Here is a 15,329-nt window from a genome sequence, read left to right as displayed (position 1 = left end):
TGCAGCCCGGATAATGGCGAATCTCGCAGCCAGGGCTTTCCCATGAACGCACGCATCCTCGACGGCAAGCGCATCGCACAGGAACTGCTGGAGCGCGTCGGTGTGCGCGTCGCCGCCAGGGTGGCGCAGGGGTTTCCCGCGCCGGGGCTGGCGGTGGTGCTGGTGGGCGACGATGCGGCATCGGCGGTCTACGTGCGCAACAAGCGCAAGGCCTGCCAGCAGGTGGGCTTCCGTTCGTTCGGCTACGACCTGCCGGCCAGCACCAGCCAGGAAGCACTGTTCGCCCTGATCGACCGGCTCAACGCCGACCCGGACGTGCACGGCATCCTGGTGCAGTCGCCGCTGCCGGCACATATCGACGAGGATGCATTGGTCGACCGCATCGACCCGAACAAGGACGTCGACGGCTTCCAGGCGATCAACGTCGGGCGCCTGGCCTTGCGCCGTTTCGGCCTGCGCCCGTGCACGCCGAAGGGCGTGATGACCCTGCTCGGCCACACCGATCGCCCGGTGCGCGGCCAGCACGCGGTGGTGATCGGCGTGTCCAACCACGTGGGCCGTCCGCTGGTGCTGGAACTGCTGATCGCCGGCTGCACCACCACCTGCTGCCACAAGTTCACCCGCGACCTGGAATGCCACGTGCGCCAGGCCGACATCATGATCGTCGCTGCGGGCAAGCCGGGGCTGGTGAAGGGCGAGTGGATCAAGCCCGGCGCGGTGGTAATCGACGTGGGCATCAACCGGCTCGACGACGGCCGCCTGGTCGGCGACGTGGAATTCGCCCCGGCCGCCGAGCGCGCCAGCTGGATCACCCCGGTACCGGGCGGCGTCGGCCCGATGACGGTGGCCACGCTGATGGAGAACACGCTGGAAGCCGCCGAGGCGCAAGCCACACTGCGCCGGGTGGCCTGACCTGCGGCTGCCGCCGAATTCAGCCGCCGTCTGGCGAGCATGCCGGCAGGGCGCGTATAATTCCCTCTTTGCAGCGGGACTTTTCGCATGCGCATCCTCGCCGAGGCCCTGACCTACGACGACGTCTATCTCGTTCCGGGCCATTCCGTCGTGCTTCCCCGCGACGTCGACACCTCCACCCGCTTCACCCGCAACCTGCGCCTGAACATTCCGATCGTGTCCGCCGCAATGGATACGGTTACCGAGGCGCGGCTGGCCATCACCATGGCGCAGCAGGGCGGCATCGGCATCATCCACAAGAACATGACCGCCGAGCAGCAGGCTGCCGAAGTGCGCCTGGTGAAGAAGTTCGAGGCCGGGGTGATCCGCAGCCCGATCACCGTGGGCCCGGACACTTCGATCCGCGAGGTGCTGCGGCTGACCCATGCGCACAACATCTCCGGCGTGCCGGTGGTCGAGGGCAGCAAGCTGGTCGGCATCGTCACCAGCCGCGACATGCGCTTCGAGCGCAAGCCCGAGGACCCGGTGCGCAACATCATGACCCGCCAGGACAAGCTGGTCACGGTGAAGGAGGGCGCCAGCCAGGACGAGGTGCTGCAGCTGCTGCACCGGCACCGCATCGAGAAGGTGCTGGTGGTCAATGACGCGTTCCAGCTGCGCGGGCTGATCACCGTGAAGGACATCCAGAAGGCGCGCGACAACCCGTACGCCGCCAAGGACAGCCACGAGGCGCTGCTGGTCGGCGCAGCGGTGGGCGTGGGCGGCGACACCGAACAGCGCGTGGCCGCGCTGGTCGACGCCGGCGTGGACGTGCTGGTGGTGGATACCGCGCACGGTCACTCGCAGGGCGTGATCGAGCGCGCCGGCTGGGTCAAGAAGCACTACCCGCAAGTGCAGGTGATCGCCGGCAACATCGTCACCGGCGAGGCGGCCCGCGCGCTGCTCGACGTGGGCGTGGACGCGGTCAAGGTGGGTGTGGGTCCCGGCTCGATCTGCACCACCCGCGTGGTCGCCGGCGTCGGCGTGCCGCAGATCACCGCGATCGATCTGGTCGCCAGCGCGCTGAAGGACGAGATCCCGCTGATCGCCGATGGCGGCATCCGCTACTCCGGCGACATCCCCAAGGCGCTCGCTGCTGGCGCGTCCAGCGTGATGCTCGGCTCGATGTTTGCCGGTACCGAGGAATCGCCGGGCGAGGTGGAACTGTTCCAGGGCCGCTCCTACAAGAGCTACCGCGGCATGGGTTCGATCGGCGCGATGCAGCTCGGCTCCAAGGATCGCTACTTCCAGGACGAGGCCGACGCCGACAAGCTGGTGCCCGAAGGCATCGAAGGCCGGGTGCCGTACCGCGGCCCGCTGCGCAACATCATCCACCAGCTGATCGGTGGCCTGCGCGCGTCGATGGGTTACCTGGGGGCGGCCACCGTCGACGACGTGCGGCACAAGGCGCAGTTCGTCAAGGTGACCTCCGCCGGCGTCACCGAGGCGCACCCGCACGACATCCAGATCACCAAGGAAGCGCCGAATTATCGGCTCAACTCGTAATGATCGGAGCCGGGAATCATGTCGGAACCCGGGCTTCCAAACCTTAATGGCGTCATTCCCGCGAACGCGGGAATCCATCTTGCTCTTGCCACAAAGGCCAAATGGATTCCCGCGTTCGCGGGAATGACGCCGTAGTTGTTTTTGCACATCCCAAGAGTCTGAAAGATGCAAAGCATCCACTCCGACAAGATCCTCATCCTCGACTTCGGCGCGCAATACACCCAGCTGATCGCACGGCGCGTGCGCGAGTTCGGCGTGTACTGCGAGATCTGGGCCTGGGACCACGACCCGGCCGAGATCGCCGCGTTCGGCGCGAAAGGCATCATCCTGTCCGGCGGCCCGGAATCCACCACGCTGAAAGGTGCGCCGAAGGCGCCGCAGGAAGTGTTTGATTCCGGCCTGCCGATCCTCGGTATCTGCTACGGCATGCAAACGTTGGCTGCGCAGCTGGGCGGCGCCACCGAGGCCGCCGATGCGCGCGAGTTCGGCCATGCCAGCGTGGACGTCGTGGCGCCCAGCCGCCTGTTCGACGGCCTCACCGATCATCCGGGCGAGCACAAGCTGGATGTATGGATGAGCCACGGCGACCACGTCTCGAAGGCGCCGCCGGGCTTCGCCATCACTGGCCGTACCGATCGCATCCCCGTTGCGGTGATGGAGAACGAGGCCAGGCGCTGGTACGGCGTGCAGTTCCACCCCGAAGTGACGCATACCAAACAGGGCGGGGCGCTGCTGAAGCGCTTCATCACCGAGATCTGCGGTTGCGCCACGTTGTGGACGGCGGCCAACATCATCGACGACCAGATCGCCCGCGTGCGCGCCCTGGTGGGCGATGACCACGTGCTGCTGGGCCTGTCCGGCGGCGTCGATTCCTCGGTGGTCGCCGCGCTGCTGCACAAGGCGATCGGCGACCGGCTGACCTGCGTGTTCGTCGATACCGGCCTGCTGCGCTGGCAGGAAGGCGACCAGGTGATGGCCACCATGGCTGCCGCCGCCGATCAGCATGGCATGGGCGTCAAGGTGATCCGCGTCAACGCCGCCGAGCGCTACTTCAAGGCGCTGGAGGGCGTGGCCGACCCGGAAGCCAAGCGCAAGATCATCGGCGGGCTGTTCGTGGAGATCTTCGACGAGGAGTCGGAGAAGCTGATTGCCGCCGGCGGCAAGGTGAAGTGGCTGGCGCAGGGCACGATCTACCCCGACGTGATCGAATCGGCCGGCAGCAAGACCGGCAAGGCCCACGTCATCAAGAGCCACCACAACGTCGGCGGCCTGCCGGCGCACATGAAGCTGAAACTGGTCGAGCCGCTGCGCGAGCTGTTCAAGGACGAGGTGCGCCGGATCGGTGTCGAACTCGGCCTGCCGCGCGCGATGGTCTATCGCCACCCGTTCCCCGGCCCGGGCCTCGGCGTGCGCATCCTGGGCGAGGTGAAGCGCGAATACGCGGAACTGCTGACCCAGGCCGACGCGATCTTCATCGACGAGCTGCGCAAGGCCGACCTGTACGACCGGACCAGCCAGGCGTTCGCGGTATTCCTGCCGGTGAAGTCGGTCGGCGTGGTGGGCGACGCGCGCGCCTACGAGTGGGTGATTGCGCTGCGTGCGGTGGAGACCATCGACTTCATGACCGCGCATTGGGCACACTTGCCCTATGAGTTTCTCGGCAAAGTTTCAAACAGAATAATCAATGAGTTGCGAGGTGTTTCTCGCGTAGTTTACGATATCAGCGGCAAGCCACCCGCCACGATTGAGTGGGAGTAGTCAAATCAATTGGTTATGTGCAGGATGGGGATGCCGACGATATGCCGGCTTTCTCATATGCTGATCGCAGCGCCATGAAATGACTGAAGAAACGCCCCTTGGCTCAAGTGAATTCTCGGCTGCCGACGAGCAGTTCATGCGCCGGGCGCTGCAACTGGCGGCGCATGCGCGCGATGCCGAGAACGAGGTACCGGTGGGCGCCGTGCTGGTGCAGGGTGGGGAGATCGTCGGGCTGGGCTGGAACCGCAACATCACCCTGCATGATCCGACCGCCCACGCCGAGATCATGGCCATGCGCGCCGCCGGCGAGAAAGTGGCCAATCACCGTCTGTCCGGCGCCACGCTGTACGTCACGCTGGAGCCGTGTGTGATGTGCGCGATGGCCATGATCCACGCCCGCCTCGGCCGCGTGGTCTACGCCGCCGCCGACCCCAAGACCGGTGCGGCCGGCAGCATGTTCGACACCCTGGTGGACGCACGCCACAACCATCGCATCGAGGCGGTCGGAGGCCTGCTGGCCGAGGAATCCGCCGCGATGCTGCGCGAGTTTTTCCGCGCCCGTCGTTGAGGGCTCAGTTGCCGCCGGAAGGGATGTCGGTCGTCGCCAGGGTGCCGCCGGCGGAGCCATCTACGCTGCTGCCCAGCAATTGCAGGTGCAACCCCCAGGGCGACACGAAATCCAGCGCCAGCCGGCCGGCCAGCGGGCCGGACGTCAGCCGATGCGGCGCGCCGCTGACGTCGACGCCCTGGCGGCGCAGCCATTGACCGTCGTGTGTCAGGTCGTCCGTCACGAATCGCACCGTCTGGCCTGCCTGTTCCGGGGCAGCGGCAACGTTCCGCTGATCGAACAGTTCGACGATCGAGCCCGAGTCACAGATCAGCAGGCGCGATGGCCGCAAGCTGCCGTTGACGGCTCTGCCGGCAGTCGACTCGATCGGGCGACAATCCAGCACGTCGGTGAAAAAGGCCACGGCCTGTGGCAGGTCCGGCACGCCGACCCTGGCGTAGTCGTCGCCATACAACGTGGCCGCACCCGCAGGCAGCGCGCCGACCATCATGCCGAGCACAAGAAGCAGCCGCAAAAATAGTGATTTGCCCATGATCCGACGCCTCGATGCGCTGGTGCGCAACGATATGGCGCCGCTCGTGGCCGACGAAACGCCCGGCAGGCGATCGGCGAGTTTCCGTGGATGGACAATCCTCCGAGCACGGCATCGTTCCAGACTGGAAACGGTGCGATCCCGTCCGGATCGTTGATCCGCCGCCGGCGACCCTGATTCTTGCGGCTGTCCGCACGATCCCACGGATCGTGCCGATCCATCCACTTGCGAGGAACCCGGAAATGAAGATGAGCTTCAGCCGCCAGCTACCCTGCCTGCGACGCCGGTTCGGCCAGTCGGACGCCACGGCGCGCAGCGTTCCCGCCGGGAACGCCGCCGCCGGCATCGACCTGCGCCCCGAGGACGGCTACGACTGGTTGCGCCGGATCAAGCCGATCAACACGGCGCAGCGGGCAGGGCGGTAACCTGCTGCTTCATCGCCGCAGCCCCGCGCTCAAAAGAACTCATACTCGACCTGCGCCAGCAAGGTGCGCTGCGGAGCGGCGGAATTGATGCCCAGCAGCAGGCCGACGCGGTATTCGACATTGCCACGCGTGCCCGGCACTTGCCATTCGCCGGTGACCACGGGACCTGCCTGATAGGAGTCGTCGTCCGGCCGGCCATACGCCTCGATGCCGGGCCGGAACGCGGAGGTCAGCGCATAGGTACCCGCGTAGCTGTAGCGGAATTCGGTGTGGTGCGATGCGCCGCCGCCAATCTGGCGTTCCCAGATCAGGTTGACGCGATGATCGAAACGGCCAGCGGTCTTCTCGATCAGTGGGCCAAACTCTAGCTCGCCAGGGCCGCTACCCTTGGGGTGACCGTAGGAGGCGAGCAGGCCAAAGTCGGCCCAATAGCGCCCCGGCTCGGTGAACTGGAACGTGTTCTCGAACTCGTAGCCCACCAGCTTTCCCCGCCCGCCGGGCTCCTTCTTGTACTCGGCCACGTAGATCTCGGGTTTCCACCAACTGGTGAATGTGTGCGCAATCGAAAGCTCGGCCGCGCGCTCGCCGTTGATATCCGCGCGGCCGTCGCTGTAGCCGTAGCCACGCAGCTCGAACTCGGTCTGGGTGGCAATCACGTGCGGCGAGTAGACGATGAAGTCATCCGCGTGCACGAGACTGGCGCCTGCGATCAGGGCGAGGCCGAGGGCCGCGGGGAGGACGCGCCGGGCGCGCCGGGGAAACGAGCGGTTTGCTTGCATGGGAAGTCCTTGGGAGTATCGAGCCACGCAGCCCACTGCCACCGGGCTGCCGCCGACGGAGAATGCGCGGCCGATCGAAACGGATGGGAAGGGATCGATGCCTCGGCAACAGGAAGCCAGGCATGGAGCCAACGGTTATTCCACGATCAGGCGCCCCTGGGCCGTGTCCTGGTGGAAGTCGCCAAAAAAGGCATAGGTACCGGCACGCAGTGGACCGACGTAAACCGTGGCACTGCCGTTGGGCAGAACCAGTTTTTCGCGGTTGAAATCCGTGCTCTCGAATTCCTCGGGCGTCGGATCCTGGTTGTTCACCACGATGCGCACCTTGGTATTGGCTGGCATCCTGATCTCGCTCGGTTGATAGCGATGGTTCTTGATGACCAGCGTGTATTCCGGCGGTTCACTTGCCGCCACATTCCCGGCAGCCAGCAGCAGGACGGTCCCGAGCAGCATCAAAAAACGATTCATCGGTAGGTTTCCTTGTGTTTAGTAAATGCTACTCATTGTTATTTAAGTCGTCAAGAAACCCCGACGACGAAGGTCGGCTCGTGCGGGAGATACGGCATGGATGTGCCCGGGGATGGTGCGTATTGCTTGCGAGGTGACCCTCGACCGCTGCCTGGTCGCCACTGGTGCGAGTTCTACGCTGCCGCCGATCCCCGGCCTGGAGGAAACGCCCTACTGGGCCTCCACCGAAGCCTTGGCGAGCGATTCGATACCGCCGCGGCTGGCGATCATCGGTTCCTCGGTGGTCGTCGCGGAACCGGCGCAGGCTTTCGCGCGGCTGGGCAGCCGGGTGACGCTGCTGGCGCGCAGCACCTTGTTCTTCCGCGAAGACCCGGCCATCGGCGAAGCAGTGACCGCCGCGTTCCGCGCCGAAGGGATCGAGGTGCGGGAATACACCCAGGCCAGCCACGTCGCCTATCGGAACGACGAATTCGTGCTCGCCACCGGCGAAGGCGAACTGCACGCCAACCGCCTGCTGATCGCCACCGGCCGTCATCCGGATACGCGCGGGCTGGGTCTCAATGCCGCAGGCGTGGCAACCCATGCGCAAGGCGCCATCCGGATCGACGCGGCTATGCGCACCAGCGCGCCGGACATCTACGCCGCCGGCACCCGTGCAGCGATCAACATGACCAGCGGCAACGCGACGCTGGAGCTGTCGGCGATGCCGGTCGTGGTGTTCACCGATCCGCAGGTCGCCACGGTTGGGCTGTCCGAAGAGGCAGCACAGCTGGAGGGAATCGAGACCGACAGCCGCGTGCTCACGCTGGACAACGTTCCGCGGGCGCTGGTCAACTTCGACATCCGCGGCTTCATCAAGCTGGTGGTCGAGGCGGCTTCGCATCGGCTGATCGGCGTGCAGGCGGTGGCGCCGGAGGCGGGCGAGCTGATCCAGGCGGCGGCGCTGGCGATCCGTGCGCGCATGACCGTCGAGGAGCTGGCCGACCAGCTGTTCCCGTATCTGACCATGGTCGAAGGGCTCAAGCTCGCGGCGCAGACCTTCGGCAAGGACGTGAGGCAACTGTCCTGCTGCGCTGGCTGAATCCGGCAGGCGAATCTCGGGTTTGTTCGGTTTCGTGCGATCCAGTCTCACGACGAGTCTGGCGGCCGATCGAGGCGCGGCCACTCCGTCAGGGTGTCGAAGCCTCGCCGCGCATGGATCAATACCACGCATCGAAAAGCCTCGATGTATAGTCCTACTTCCGAGCGGCGCCGAGTGATGCAGGCGCGCCCGGTTGGGACTTGAGTCTCCATCCGGAAAGCAAGATCTTCGGCCTCATGCAGATACCCACGTGCGACATCGACTGCGCTGGTACGGACCCGGAAGCGCTGAACCGGCGTTGCGGCTGCGCCGTGGTCGACATCGACCAATTGCGCCACACCCTGGAGGCGGCGCTTCCCGGGATGGGAGCCATCGACCCGGTGCGGCATGCGCACCTGTTTTCACCACATGCCCTGTTCGTGGACCGGGATGCGTTGGACGCCATGAGTTCCGTTGCGGAGGCCGTATTTCGGGTCGCCAGACATCCGCGCTACGTGGAGCACGTGCTGCGCCATTCCCCCGAGATCGCGCGACGTGATCCGTGTTCCGCGGGCGGCACGCTGGGGCTGGATTTTCATCTCACGGTCGAAGGGCCGCGGCTGATCGAGATCAACACCAATCCCGGTGGGCTGCTGCTCAACGCGTTCCTGCTCGATGCCGTGCATTCCTGTACGCCGGTAGCCTGGGCGCCGTTGGCGACCGGTGCCGCGGCGCAGGAGGCGGGCGTTTCGGCATGGCTCGAGGACGCGCAGCGCCAACTCGGCCGGATGCCCAGGCGCATGGCCATCGTCGATGTCGCACCGCGCGAGCAGTTCCTTTATCCGGAATTCGAGTTGTACCGGCAGGCATTCCAGGCCCGGGGCATCGACACGGTGATCCGGGCGCCCGAAGAACTCATTCACGACCGCAATGGCCTGCGTGACGCCGACGGGCCGGTCGATGCCATCTACAACCGTCTTACCGATTTCGCCCTGCGCGAACCTGCCTGCCAGCCGCTGGCCACGGCATACCTGGCGGGCTCGATTGCGCTGACACCGCACCCCCGGGCACACGCGGTGTACGCCGACAAGCGCAACCTCGCCGTACTCGATGCCCCGCAGTTGCTCGAGAGCTACGGAATCGATGCCTCCACGGCCAATCTGTTGGCAAAGGCCATCCCGTCGACGGTCGAGTTGACTGCGGAAAACCGCGATGCCCTGTGGGCCGCGCGTGACCACTACTTCTTCAAGCCCGCATCCGGCTACGGCAGTCGCGGCAGCTATCGTGGTGACAAGGTGACCCGGCGCACATGGGAAGCCATGGCTTCCGCGGCTTACGTGGCGCAGGCTTTCGCACCGCCCAGCGTGCGTATCCCGCACGCCGACATCACGCTCAAGGCCGATGTGCGCTGCTTCGCTTCAGAGGCTGGCACACTGCTGTTCGCGGCCCGCCTCTATCAGGGGCAGACCACGAACATGCGTACCGCGCACGGCGGATTCGCCGCGGTGCTCACCTCGCACGAAGCACGCGTACCCTGAGTCGGGGAGGTCACCCGTCGGTACTCGTCACTCGTTCGGCAGCGTCGGCATGCCGCAAGGCGATGTACACGATCAGGCTGACGGCCGCCGCGTAAAAGCACCACACGGAGATGAACCAGCGTGCGTAGACGGCGTAGGCCACTGCCGCCGAGATCATTGCGAGCAGGCCGAATACCTGCACGAGGGGACGGCTGGAAATCGCCAGGCTCAAGGTCGTCGCCGCCAGGTATAGCGTCAATGACAGCGGCAGGAAGAAGTGCGGCGAGGCGTATTCCAGGTGCCCGCCGACAGGCGCGACATGGATCGGTGTGGCGACCATGCCCCATGCCAGGAAGGCCGCGCTGGCGAGCCCACCCATTGCGAGCAGCCCCAGCCAACGGCGGCGCTGCGTACCGGGCTCGATGGCGCGGACCGCCCAAGGCACGTACACCGGCCACAGCAGGTGCGAGAATACCGAATACACCTGAGTCGCCACGCCACGCAATCCTGGCGCCGCCCATGGATAGCTCATCCAGACCAGACCTTCCGTGAATTGCTGCGCCGCGAACAGCAACGGGATCCAGGCGAGCAGTCGGTAGCGGCGGTCGGGCACGCGGCGCAGGCCGAGCAGCCCGATGCCGGCGAGCGCTGCGCTTGCGGTGAAACTGGCGGTAGCCGAAAAGCACATACGTGGCGGTTCCTGGAAATGATTCAGCGCTGGGCGACGTAGCCGCCCGGAAACGTGGGGGACGTCCCACCAACCATCCATGTAGGCTTCGCTGAGCCTGAGCGAGCCTTGCGCCAGCAAGCGCGCGAACAGCCGCGGGTCATGCGGCTGCAAGGCCGAGAGGCGATCCCCGTCCAGACGCACCTCGCCCGCGCCAGGAGGGGCGCGCCACGGTCGCGACAGCGTTGGAAAGACCAGTTTGGTGTCGATGCGTGTGTCATGTGTGCCGGTTCCTGGGCACCGACCGCGGGGCAATCGACGCGTCATGCACCGAGACCAGCCGCCGGCGTAGACGATGCGTCGTGATCGACGCGAGCCCGAGCAGGACGAGCCCAATGGCGAGTAGCGCACGGCCGGTGGCCGTCGCCGTGAAGGCATAGCCGCCGGCGAGACTGCCCAGCGCCTGGCCCGCGGTGGTCACGGCGGTACGCAGGCCGAGCGTCATCCCTTCGGCGCCGCCCCCTGCCGTGCGTGAAGTCCAGTAGGTGAGTGCAGGTTGCAGTACGCCCGCGCCGGCCGCGACCAGCACGATGCCCGCCGTCGTGCCCCATGCCCGGTCGACCGCGGCGAGGATCGCCAGCCCGGCGGCGGTTGCGGCAAATGCGGGCGCGACCCAGCCGAAGGCACGTACCGGATCATGACCGCGGTGGAACACCATCATCTGCGCCAACAGCATGACTACGCCGCAACCACTGAACATCAGTCCGATATCACGCGCGGTGAGCCCCAAGGCCAGTCGCCCACGCGTGGTGAGACCGACTTCGTAGACGCTCATGGCCGCCGCGGCAAGCGCTCCCAGCGCGAGCCAAACGAGCAATTCACCGCGGTGACCCACCGCCCGGGGAACCACTACTTGTGCGGTCGCCGGCAGGCTCGGTATCCGCCAGGCGACGGCCGTAGCGACGGCGAGTGCGGCCAGACCCGCCAGCGCCGGCAGTTGCAGCTGCGAGTCCGACGCCAGGACGCCGCCGAGGCCTGGGCCAAACAGCCCGCCCAGCAGCCCGCCACGCACGACATCCGCAAACCTTTGGGAACGGTCCGCTTCGTCCAGGGCCACCTGCGAAGCCTGTGCGAGCAGCGCCGGCAGGACGGCGCCAGCAAACAGACCCTGCAGTGCGCGTGCAGTGATCAGACTGGCAAGCGTCGGAGGCAGCGTGTAGAAAGCCAGGGCGCCGATCTGGCCGATCAATCCGACACGCAGCACGCGTACTGCGCCCATGCCGCTGCACAGCCACCCCCACAGCGGCGCGCTGACGATCACGGCCAGGCTGTAGACCGCCATGAGACGCCCCGTCAGCGGTGCCGCATCGATATCGGCAAGACGCGCGATCAGGACCGGAAGCACTGGTAGTACCAAACCGTATGCCAAGGCCGTCGCCGCGCTGGCCACGACCGTGGCGTGACGCCCGACCAGCGTGGACTGTCCCTGCGTCACGCGGGTTCCACCGATGCAGGCTGCGTCGGGGTTGACACGGTCCGCGTTGCGGCCAGCAGCTGCGCAAGCGTGGCGTGGAAGCTCGTGTCGAACGCCACCCCGTGCCGCGCCGCCGGCCAGCGCATGCGTGTCTCCCTCGCCAGGGCGAACGCCGCTGGTTGGTGCGGCGGTGCCAGCATCGCGAGTGCATCCAATTGCGCGAGCGGGACATCATCGAGTTCGCAGCCGTGCGCCAGGTCTCCCCCATGAACGATCCGGTGCACAACGACATCCGGTACATGCCCGTCCGTCGGCAGCCCCTGCAGCAGTGCGTCGAAAGGTTGGTCTGCACCTCCTTGGATCGGAGTTTCGATGCGGGCCGGCTTGCTCAGGTGTGCCGCGTCTGCGTGATCGGATCGAGCGAGGTGGTAAGTCGCAGCCTTGAGGGTCGCGGAGCCCAAGCTGGGCGCGAGCAGACGCAGGTCGCTCACAGGTGTCCCGAGCGGCTGATACCGATGATCAGGCGCAACGACAGCACGGCGGCAGCTACGAAAGCGATGACGGAGAGCACTGGCAGGTGGCCGAACATCCGCGGGCCGTCGCCATGGAGCGTCAGCAGTGAACCACTTACGTACAGACCCAGCGTGACCAGCGCCAGTGCGAGCCGATTACCGGTGCGGCCGATCGCTTCCTGTGTGGATACCAAGCCGCGGTGGTGGATGGTGAATGCGGGCCGTCCGCCATTGAGTTGCGCCTGGCGCAGCAAGTCGGCTGCCAGTTGCGGCAATTGCCGTGCCGTGCGTGCAAACTGCGCTGCGAGTGGACGCTGGCCCGTGTGGCTGGCGTCGTCGATGGCAGTCGCGATCTCCGGCGCGCGACGCGCCAGCGTGCCGAGCATGTCGAATTGTGGATCCAGCGCGCGCAGCGTGTTCTCGACGAGGAACAGCGTGCGCATGAGCACCAGCAGATGGGCGGGCAGGCGGAAGCTCGCGCCATGGCCGATCCGCGCGACGCGCCAGATCGCCTCGGCCACCGACCATTGGGCGAGCGGCCGACCGACCAATTCTGAAAGGATCAGGTGGATTTCACGCTCATGATCGCGCCGTTCGATGTGGGGACCGAAGAATCCCAATGCGATGGCCGCATCGAGCACATCGGCGCCGTCATTGGCGACGACCGCCTCCACCAGGCTGCCGAGAGCGAGCCGTGCGCCCGGATCAAGCACGCCAATTGAACCAAAGTCATGGAAACACAGGCGGCCGTCGTCGAGCACGAAGAGGTTGCCCGGATGTGGGTCGGCGTGGAACACGCCTGCGATGAACAACTGGTGGAGATAGGCGTCGAGAAGCGCAATGGCGAGCGCAGGCGCCTGCGGCGTCCTGTAGTAGGCTTCCAACCGCTGTCCGTGACTCATTTCCTGCACCAGCACCTCGCGCGCGGCGAAGGGCTCGATGACGTGGGGCAAGGTGACGTCGGGTAACGGGTCGAGCACGGGCGCCATGCGCCGCATGTTCTGCGCCTCGTGGCGCATGTCGATTTCGGCGTGCATGAACTGCGAGAGCTCGTCGACCAGCTCCACCGGACGCTGGCGTCGCAGCGGCGGCCAGACGACCTGGGCGATGCGAGCCGTGCGCCTGAGCAGGCGTAGGTCGGCATGAACCTGGGCCTGGATTCCTGGGCGGGTGATCTTGACCACGACCTCACGGCCATCGTGCAGGCGCGCGCGATGGATTTGCGCGACCGAGGCGGCGGCGAGCGGGTTCGGATCAAATTCCGAGAACAGGGACGACAGTGGCTGTCCGAATGCGGCATCGATCGCTGCGGCGGCCTGCGACGATGGGAACGGGGGCACGTCGCTGTGCAGGTGCGACAGCGCTTCGCGATAGGCCGCGGGGAGTAGATCCCAGCGCAGGCTCAACCCCTGGCCGAGCTTGATGAAGGTCGTGCCCAGGCGAGTGAGCGTCACGCGAACGCATTCCGGCAAGCGCTCCGGTGCGCGACGCCGCCAACGCAGCGCATCCCAGGCCAGGCCGAGGCCGGCCCACGCGATCTGCATGCCACGCCCAAAGGTTCCCTGCATTACTGCCCCCCAATCGACAGCTGCTGCACCGTGGCCGCCACTGGCAGCGCATCGATGGCGACCCGGCACACGCCATAGAGCACGCGCCAGCCGAGTGGCAGCGGGCCGCCCCGCGAATCTACACGATCGCGTGCGCGCATGCCGAGGCGTTGGACGAGGAGCCCGATTCCTGACAGCGGATACGCCAGCGAAAGTAGCGCGCGCGCGAAAAGCGCGCCCGGCGCGGCGCCCGCGATCGACAACAAGTCGATGCGCTTGCCCATGCCCGGATCGGCACTCGTCACGGACGCGCCCCATGCCGGATGGCGATGATCGTTGCGGAATTCCCGCGCCCGTCCAGTGCTGTACGTTCGTCGACGGTCAGCAACTCCTCGGTGGCGCGCTCAAGTACGCGTGCCGCCGCATCGACCACATGCGCCCAAGTGCTGCGGTTGGCGAACAACAAGCCGGGCACATCCAGCGTGCCGCCGCAATTGATGAAGCCAAGCGCCACCGTCGTCGCCGGGCCAAGATCCAGGGGGCGCAACACGCCCAGGAAGGGCTCGGGACGGGTATGGGTCAGGAAAACCCGCGGCATCGTGGGTGGAAACAATTCGTGGACGAAGGCGGCAGGCTGCACGTAAGTCGATTCATCCGGGTCGCGCGGCGCACGGAACCGTGCTGGCTCCCCGAGGTAAACCACCGTGGTCGGCACATCGTGCGCCGACAGACGTTCATACGCACGCAGGATTTCCTGTAGCTGGTAGGCGCCGGTGGCAACGAGCATCAGTTGCGCACCGTGTGGATCTCCGGCCAGATGCACTGCGCCTGCTTCCGCCAAATTGTGCGCCTGGTCCGGCGTCAACACGTCTGGCACGGAGCGCTTGGGCACGACCAGCGCGGTGACGGTACCCAGCTGCGCATAGGCATGCGCCAGCGCGGCAGCGGCGCCGTTCGAGTCGGGCGGGAAGACCACGCGTGAAACATCCGCCATTTCGCCGAGCAACGCCTCGGCCATGGTGGGATCCTGATGCGATTGCTCGTTCTTGGCGTTTTCCCAGGTGTGCGAAGTCAACACGAGCGGCACGCCGAGCCAACCAGGTGGACGCCCGGCCTGACGGAGATGGCGCGAGAAGATCAGTTCCTGGCGCACCGCGCCGAGCATCTTCGGCGCGAAGGCCTCGTAGGTGACGACCAGGTTGAGCCCGTCCTTGTTGCCGAGCGCGGCGCACATCACCGCTTCTTCGTTGAGCGCGGTGATGACCGCGCCGGTGGTCGACTCCGCGACGCCCTGCTCGGGCTCCTGCACCCGATGCTTGAGGGTGTCGAGGGTGCGGTCGAGCTTGTTGCTGCGCAGCTCGTCGGGATTACCCACGCACACGCGCAGTTGCGGATTGGCTTCGGCGATCGACGTGAACTGCGCATCCAGCGCCTGCATCGGCGAGCTCGTGCCGCCGGGCGCGCGGTCCGCGATGGGCGGAACCCGTGGTGGCGGAACTTGGCGCGTCGCCAGTGCGTGGTCGCGTTCGCGCATCCGCTGCTGGGTCTGGTGGGTATCGAGGGCG

At 66.5% G+C, this 15,329-nt stretch carries 15 protein-coding genes and 1 pseudogene; 7 read left to right on the top strand and 9 right to left on the bottom strand.

Translation table 11 applies throughout. The features are described 5' to 3' along the window. The first annotated feature begins 42 nt into the window (after nucleotides 1–42). The 4 genes from folD (at nucleotide 43) to tadA (ending at nucleotide 4,783) form a co-directional block, all read left to right on the top strand. Complete coding sequence (gene folD / locus LRK53_RS11165) at nucleotides 43–912, top strand: bifunctional methylenetetrahydrofolate dehydrogenase/methenyltetrahydrofolate cyclohydrolase FolD (protein WP_027492524.1); 870 nt, start codon at nucleotides 43–45, stop codon at nucleotides 910–912. An 87-nt stretch (nucleotides 913–999) separates the two neighbouring features. Continuing rightward, nucleotides 1,000–2,457: an IMP dehydrogenase gene (gene guaB / locus LRK53_RS11160; RefSeq protein WP_027492525.1), complete on the top strand. Its 1,458-nt coding sequence runs from the start codon at nucleotides 1,000–1,002 to the stop codon at nucleotides 2,455–2,457. Nucleotides 2,458–2,622: 165 nt separating this feature from the next. After that, nucleotides 2,623–4,215 carry a glutamine-hydrolyzing GMP synthase gene (gene guaA / locus LRK53_RS11155; RefSeq protein ID WP_027492526.1) on the top strand — a complete coding sequence of 531 codons (1,593 nt, stop codon included), beginning with the start codon at nucleotides 2,623–2,625 and terminating at the stop codon, nucleotides 4,213–4,215. Nucleotides 4,216–4,294: 79 nt separating this feature from the next. Next, nucleotides 4,295–4,783 carry a tRNA adenosine(34) deaminase TadA gene (gene tadA, locus LRK53_RS11150; RefSeq protein ID WP_027492527.1) on the top strand — a complete coding sequence of 163 codons (489 nt, stop codon included), beginning with the start codon at nucleotides 4,295–4,297 and terminating at the stop codon, nucleotides 4,781–4,783. A gap of 4 nt (nucleotides 4,784–4,787) precedes the next feature. Here the strand turns inward: tadA and LRK53_RS11145 are convergent, their stop codons facing one another. Next, entirely contained in the window at nucleotides 4,788–5,345 is a 558-nt protein-coding gene (locus tag LRK53_RS11145) for a VOC family protein (protein WP_235642072.1), read from the bottom strand. A gap of 212 nt (nucleotides 5,346–5,557) precedes the next feature. Here LRK53_RS11145 and LRK53_RS11140 point away from each other — a divergent pair, with 212 nt between their 5' ends. Continuing rightward, a complete protein-coding gene (locus LRK53_RS11140) occupies nucleotides 5,558–5,740 on the top strand; it encodes a hypothetical protein (RefSeq protein WP_027492529.1) in 183 nt (60 codons plus the stop codon). Nucleotides 5,741–5,769: 29 nt separating this feature from the next. Here the strand turns inward: LRK53_RS11140 and LRK53_RS11135 are convergent, their stop codons facing one another. Beyond that, entirely contained in the window at nucleotides 5,770–6,519 is a 750-nt protein-coding gene (locus tag LRK53_RS11135) for a hypothetical protein (RefSeq protein WP_027492530.1), read from the bottom strand. A 135-nt stretch (nucleotides 6,520–6,654) separates the two neighbouring features. Then, nucleotides 6,655–6,987 (bottom strand): cupredoxin domain-containing protein, encoded by a 333-nt coding sequence (locus LRK53_RS11130; RefSeq protein WP_027492531.1) that lies wholly within the window; start codon nucleotides 6,985–6,987, stop codon nucleotides 6,655–6,657. Nucleotides 6,988–7,120: 133 nt separating this feature from the next. Here LRK53_RS11130 and LRK53_RS11125 point away from each other — a divergent pair. Both LRK53_RS11125 and LRK53_RS11120 read left to right on the top strand, forming a co-directional pair. Beyond that, nucleotides 7,121–8,068 (top strand): annotated as a pseudogene (locus tag LRK53_RS11125) (FAD-dependent oxidoreductase); the annotation flags it as partial. Between the two features lie 200 nt (nucleotides 8,069–8,268). Then, nucleotides 8,269–9,585 carry a hypothetical protein gene (locus LRK53_RS11120; RefSeq protein ID WP_235642071.1) on the top strand — a complete coding sequence of 439 codons (1,317 nt, stop codon included), beginning with the start codon at nucleotides 8,269–8,271 and terminating at the stop codon, nucleotides 9,583–9,585. 10 nt (nucleotides 9,586–9,595) lie between these two features. Here LRK53_RS11120 and LRK53_RS11115 read toward each other — a convergent pair whose 3' ends face one another. Genes LRK53_RS11115 through LRK53_RS11090 form a run of 6 tightly spaced genes read right to left on the bottom strand, consistent with a single transcriptional unit; the run spans nucleotide 9,596 to nucleotide 15,202 of the window. Further along, entirely contained in the window at nucleotides 9,596–10,558 is a 963-nt protein-coding gene (locus tag LRK53_RS11115) for a DUF6629 family protein (RefSeq protein ID WP_235642070.1), read from the bottom strand. Then, complete coding sequence (locus tag LRK53_RS11110) at nucleotides 10,509–11,726, bottom strand: MFS transporter (RefSeq protein WP_027492534.1); 1,218 nt, start codon at nucleotides 11,724–11,726, stop codon at nucleotides 10,509–10,511. The genes LRK53_RS11115 and LRK53_RS11110 overlap by 50 nt, the downstream gene beginning before the upstream one ends. Continuing rightward, nucleotides 11,723–12,196: a hypothetical protein gene (locus LRK53_RS11105; protein WP_027492535.1), complete on the bottom strand. Its 474-nt coding sequence runs from the start codon at nucleotides 12,194–12,196 to the stop codon at nucleotides 11,723–11,725. The genes LRK53_RS11110 and LRK53_RS11105 overlap by 4 nt, the downstream gene beginning before the upstream one ends. Beyond that, the gene (locus LRK53_RS11100) at nucleotides 12,193–13,761 is read right to left on the bottom strand and encodes an ABC1 kinase family protein (RefSeq protein WP_235642069.1); all 1,569 of its coding nucleotides are present in this window, start codon (nucleotides 13,759–13,761) and stop codon (nucleotides 12,193–12,195) included. The genes LRK53_RS11105 and LRK53_RS11100 overlap by 4 nt, the downstream gene beginning before the upstream one ends. Nucleotides 13,762–13,784: 23 nt before the next feature. Continuing rightward, nucleotides 13,785–14,048, bottom strand: coding sequence for a hypothetical protein (locus tag LRK53_RS11095; protein ID WP_027492537.1), 264 nt, complete (start codon nucleotides 14,046–14,048; stop codon nucleotides 13,785–13,787). Between the two features lie 17 nt (nucleotides 14,049–14,065). Further along, nucleotides 14,066–15,202, bottom strand: coding sequence for a phosphoketolase family protein (locus LRK53_RS11090; RefSeq protein ID WP_235642660.1), 1,137 nt, complete (start codon nucleotides 15,200–15,202; stop codon nucleotides 14,066–14,068). Nucleotides 15,203–15,329: the final 127 nt, after the last annotated feature.

Source organism: Rhodanobacter thiooxydans, from assembly GCF_021545845.1.
GTDB lineage: Bacteria > Pseudomonadota > Gammaproteobacteria > Xanthomonadales > Rhodanobacteraceae > Rhodanobacter.
Note: the sequence above shows the minus strand (reverse complement) of the source record. Positions and strands in the feature narration are given on the sequence as shown.

Bases quoted from the DNA above. Each gene is read 5' to 3' on its own strand.
- guaB (WP_027492525.1), top strand. From the start codon at position 1,000: ATGCGCATCCTCGCCGAGGCCCTGACCTACGACGACGTCTATCTCGTT.
- LRK53_RS11095 (WP_027492537.1), bottom strand. From the start codon at position 14,048: ATGGGCAAGCGCATCGACTTGTTGTCGATCGCGGGCGCCGCGCCGGGC.
- guaA (WP_027492526.1), top strand. From the start codon at position 2,623: ATGCAAAGCATCCACTCCGACAAGATCCTCATCCTCGACTTCGGCGCG.
- LRK53_RS11130 (WP_027492531.1), bottom strand. From the start codon at position 6,987: ATGAATCGTTTTTTGATGCTGCTCGGGACCGTCCTGCTGCTGGCTGCC.
- tadA (WP_027492527.1), top strand. From the start codon at position 4,295: ATGACTGAAGAAACGCCCCTTGGCTCAAGTGAATTCTCGGCTGCCGAC.
- LRK53_RS11135 (WP_027492530.1), bottom strand. From the start codon at position 6,519: ATGCAAGCAAACCGCTCGTTTCCCCGGCGCGCCCGGCGCGTCCTCCCC.
- LRK53_RS11140 (WP_027492529.1), top strand. From the start codon at position 5,558: ATGAAGATGAGCTTCAGCCGCCAGCTACCCTGCCTGCGACGCCGGTTC.
- LRK53_RS11090 (WP_235642660.1), bottom strand. From the start codon at position 15,202: ATGCAGGCGCTGGATGCGCAGTTCACGTCGATCGCCGAAGCCAATCCG.
- LRK53_RS11115 (WP_235642070.1), bottom strand. From the start codon at position 10,558: ATGACGCGTCGATTGCCCCGCGGTCGGTGCCCAGGAACCGGCACACAT.
- folD (WP_027492524.1), top strand. From the start codon at position 43: ATGAACGCACGCATCCTCGACGGCAAGCGCATCGCACAGGAACTGCTG.
- LRK53_RS11100 (WP_235642069.1), bottom strand. From the start codon at position 13,761: ATGCAGATCGCGTGGGCCGGCCTCGGCCTGGCCTGGGATGCGCTGCGT.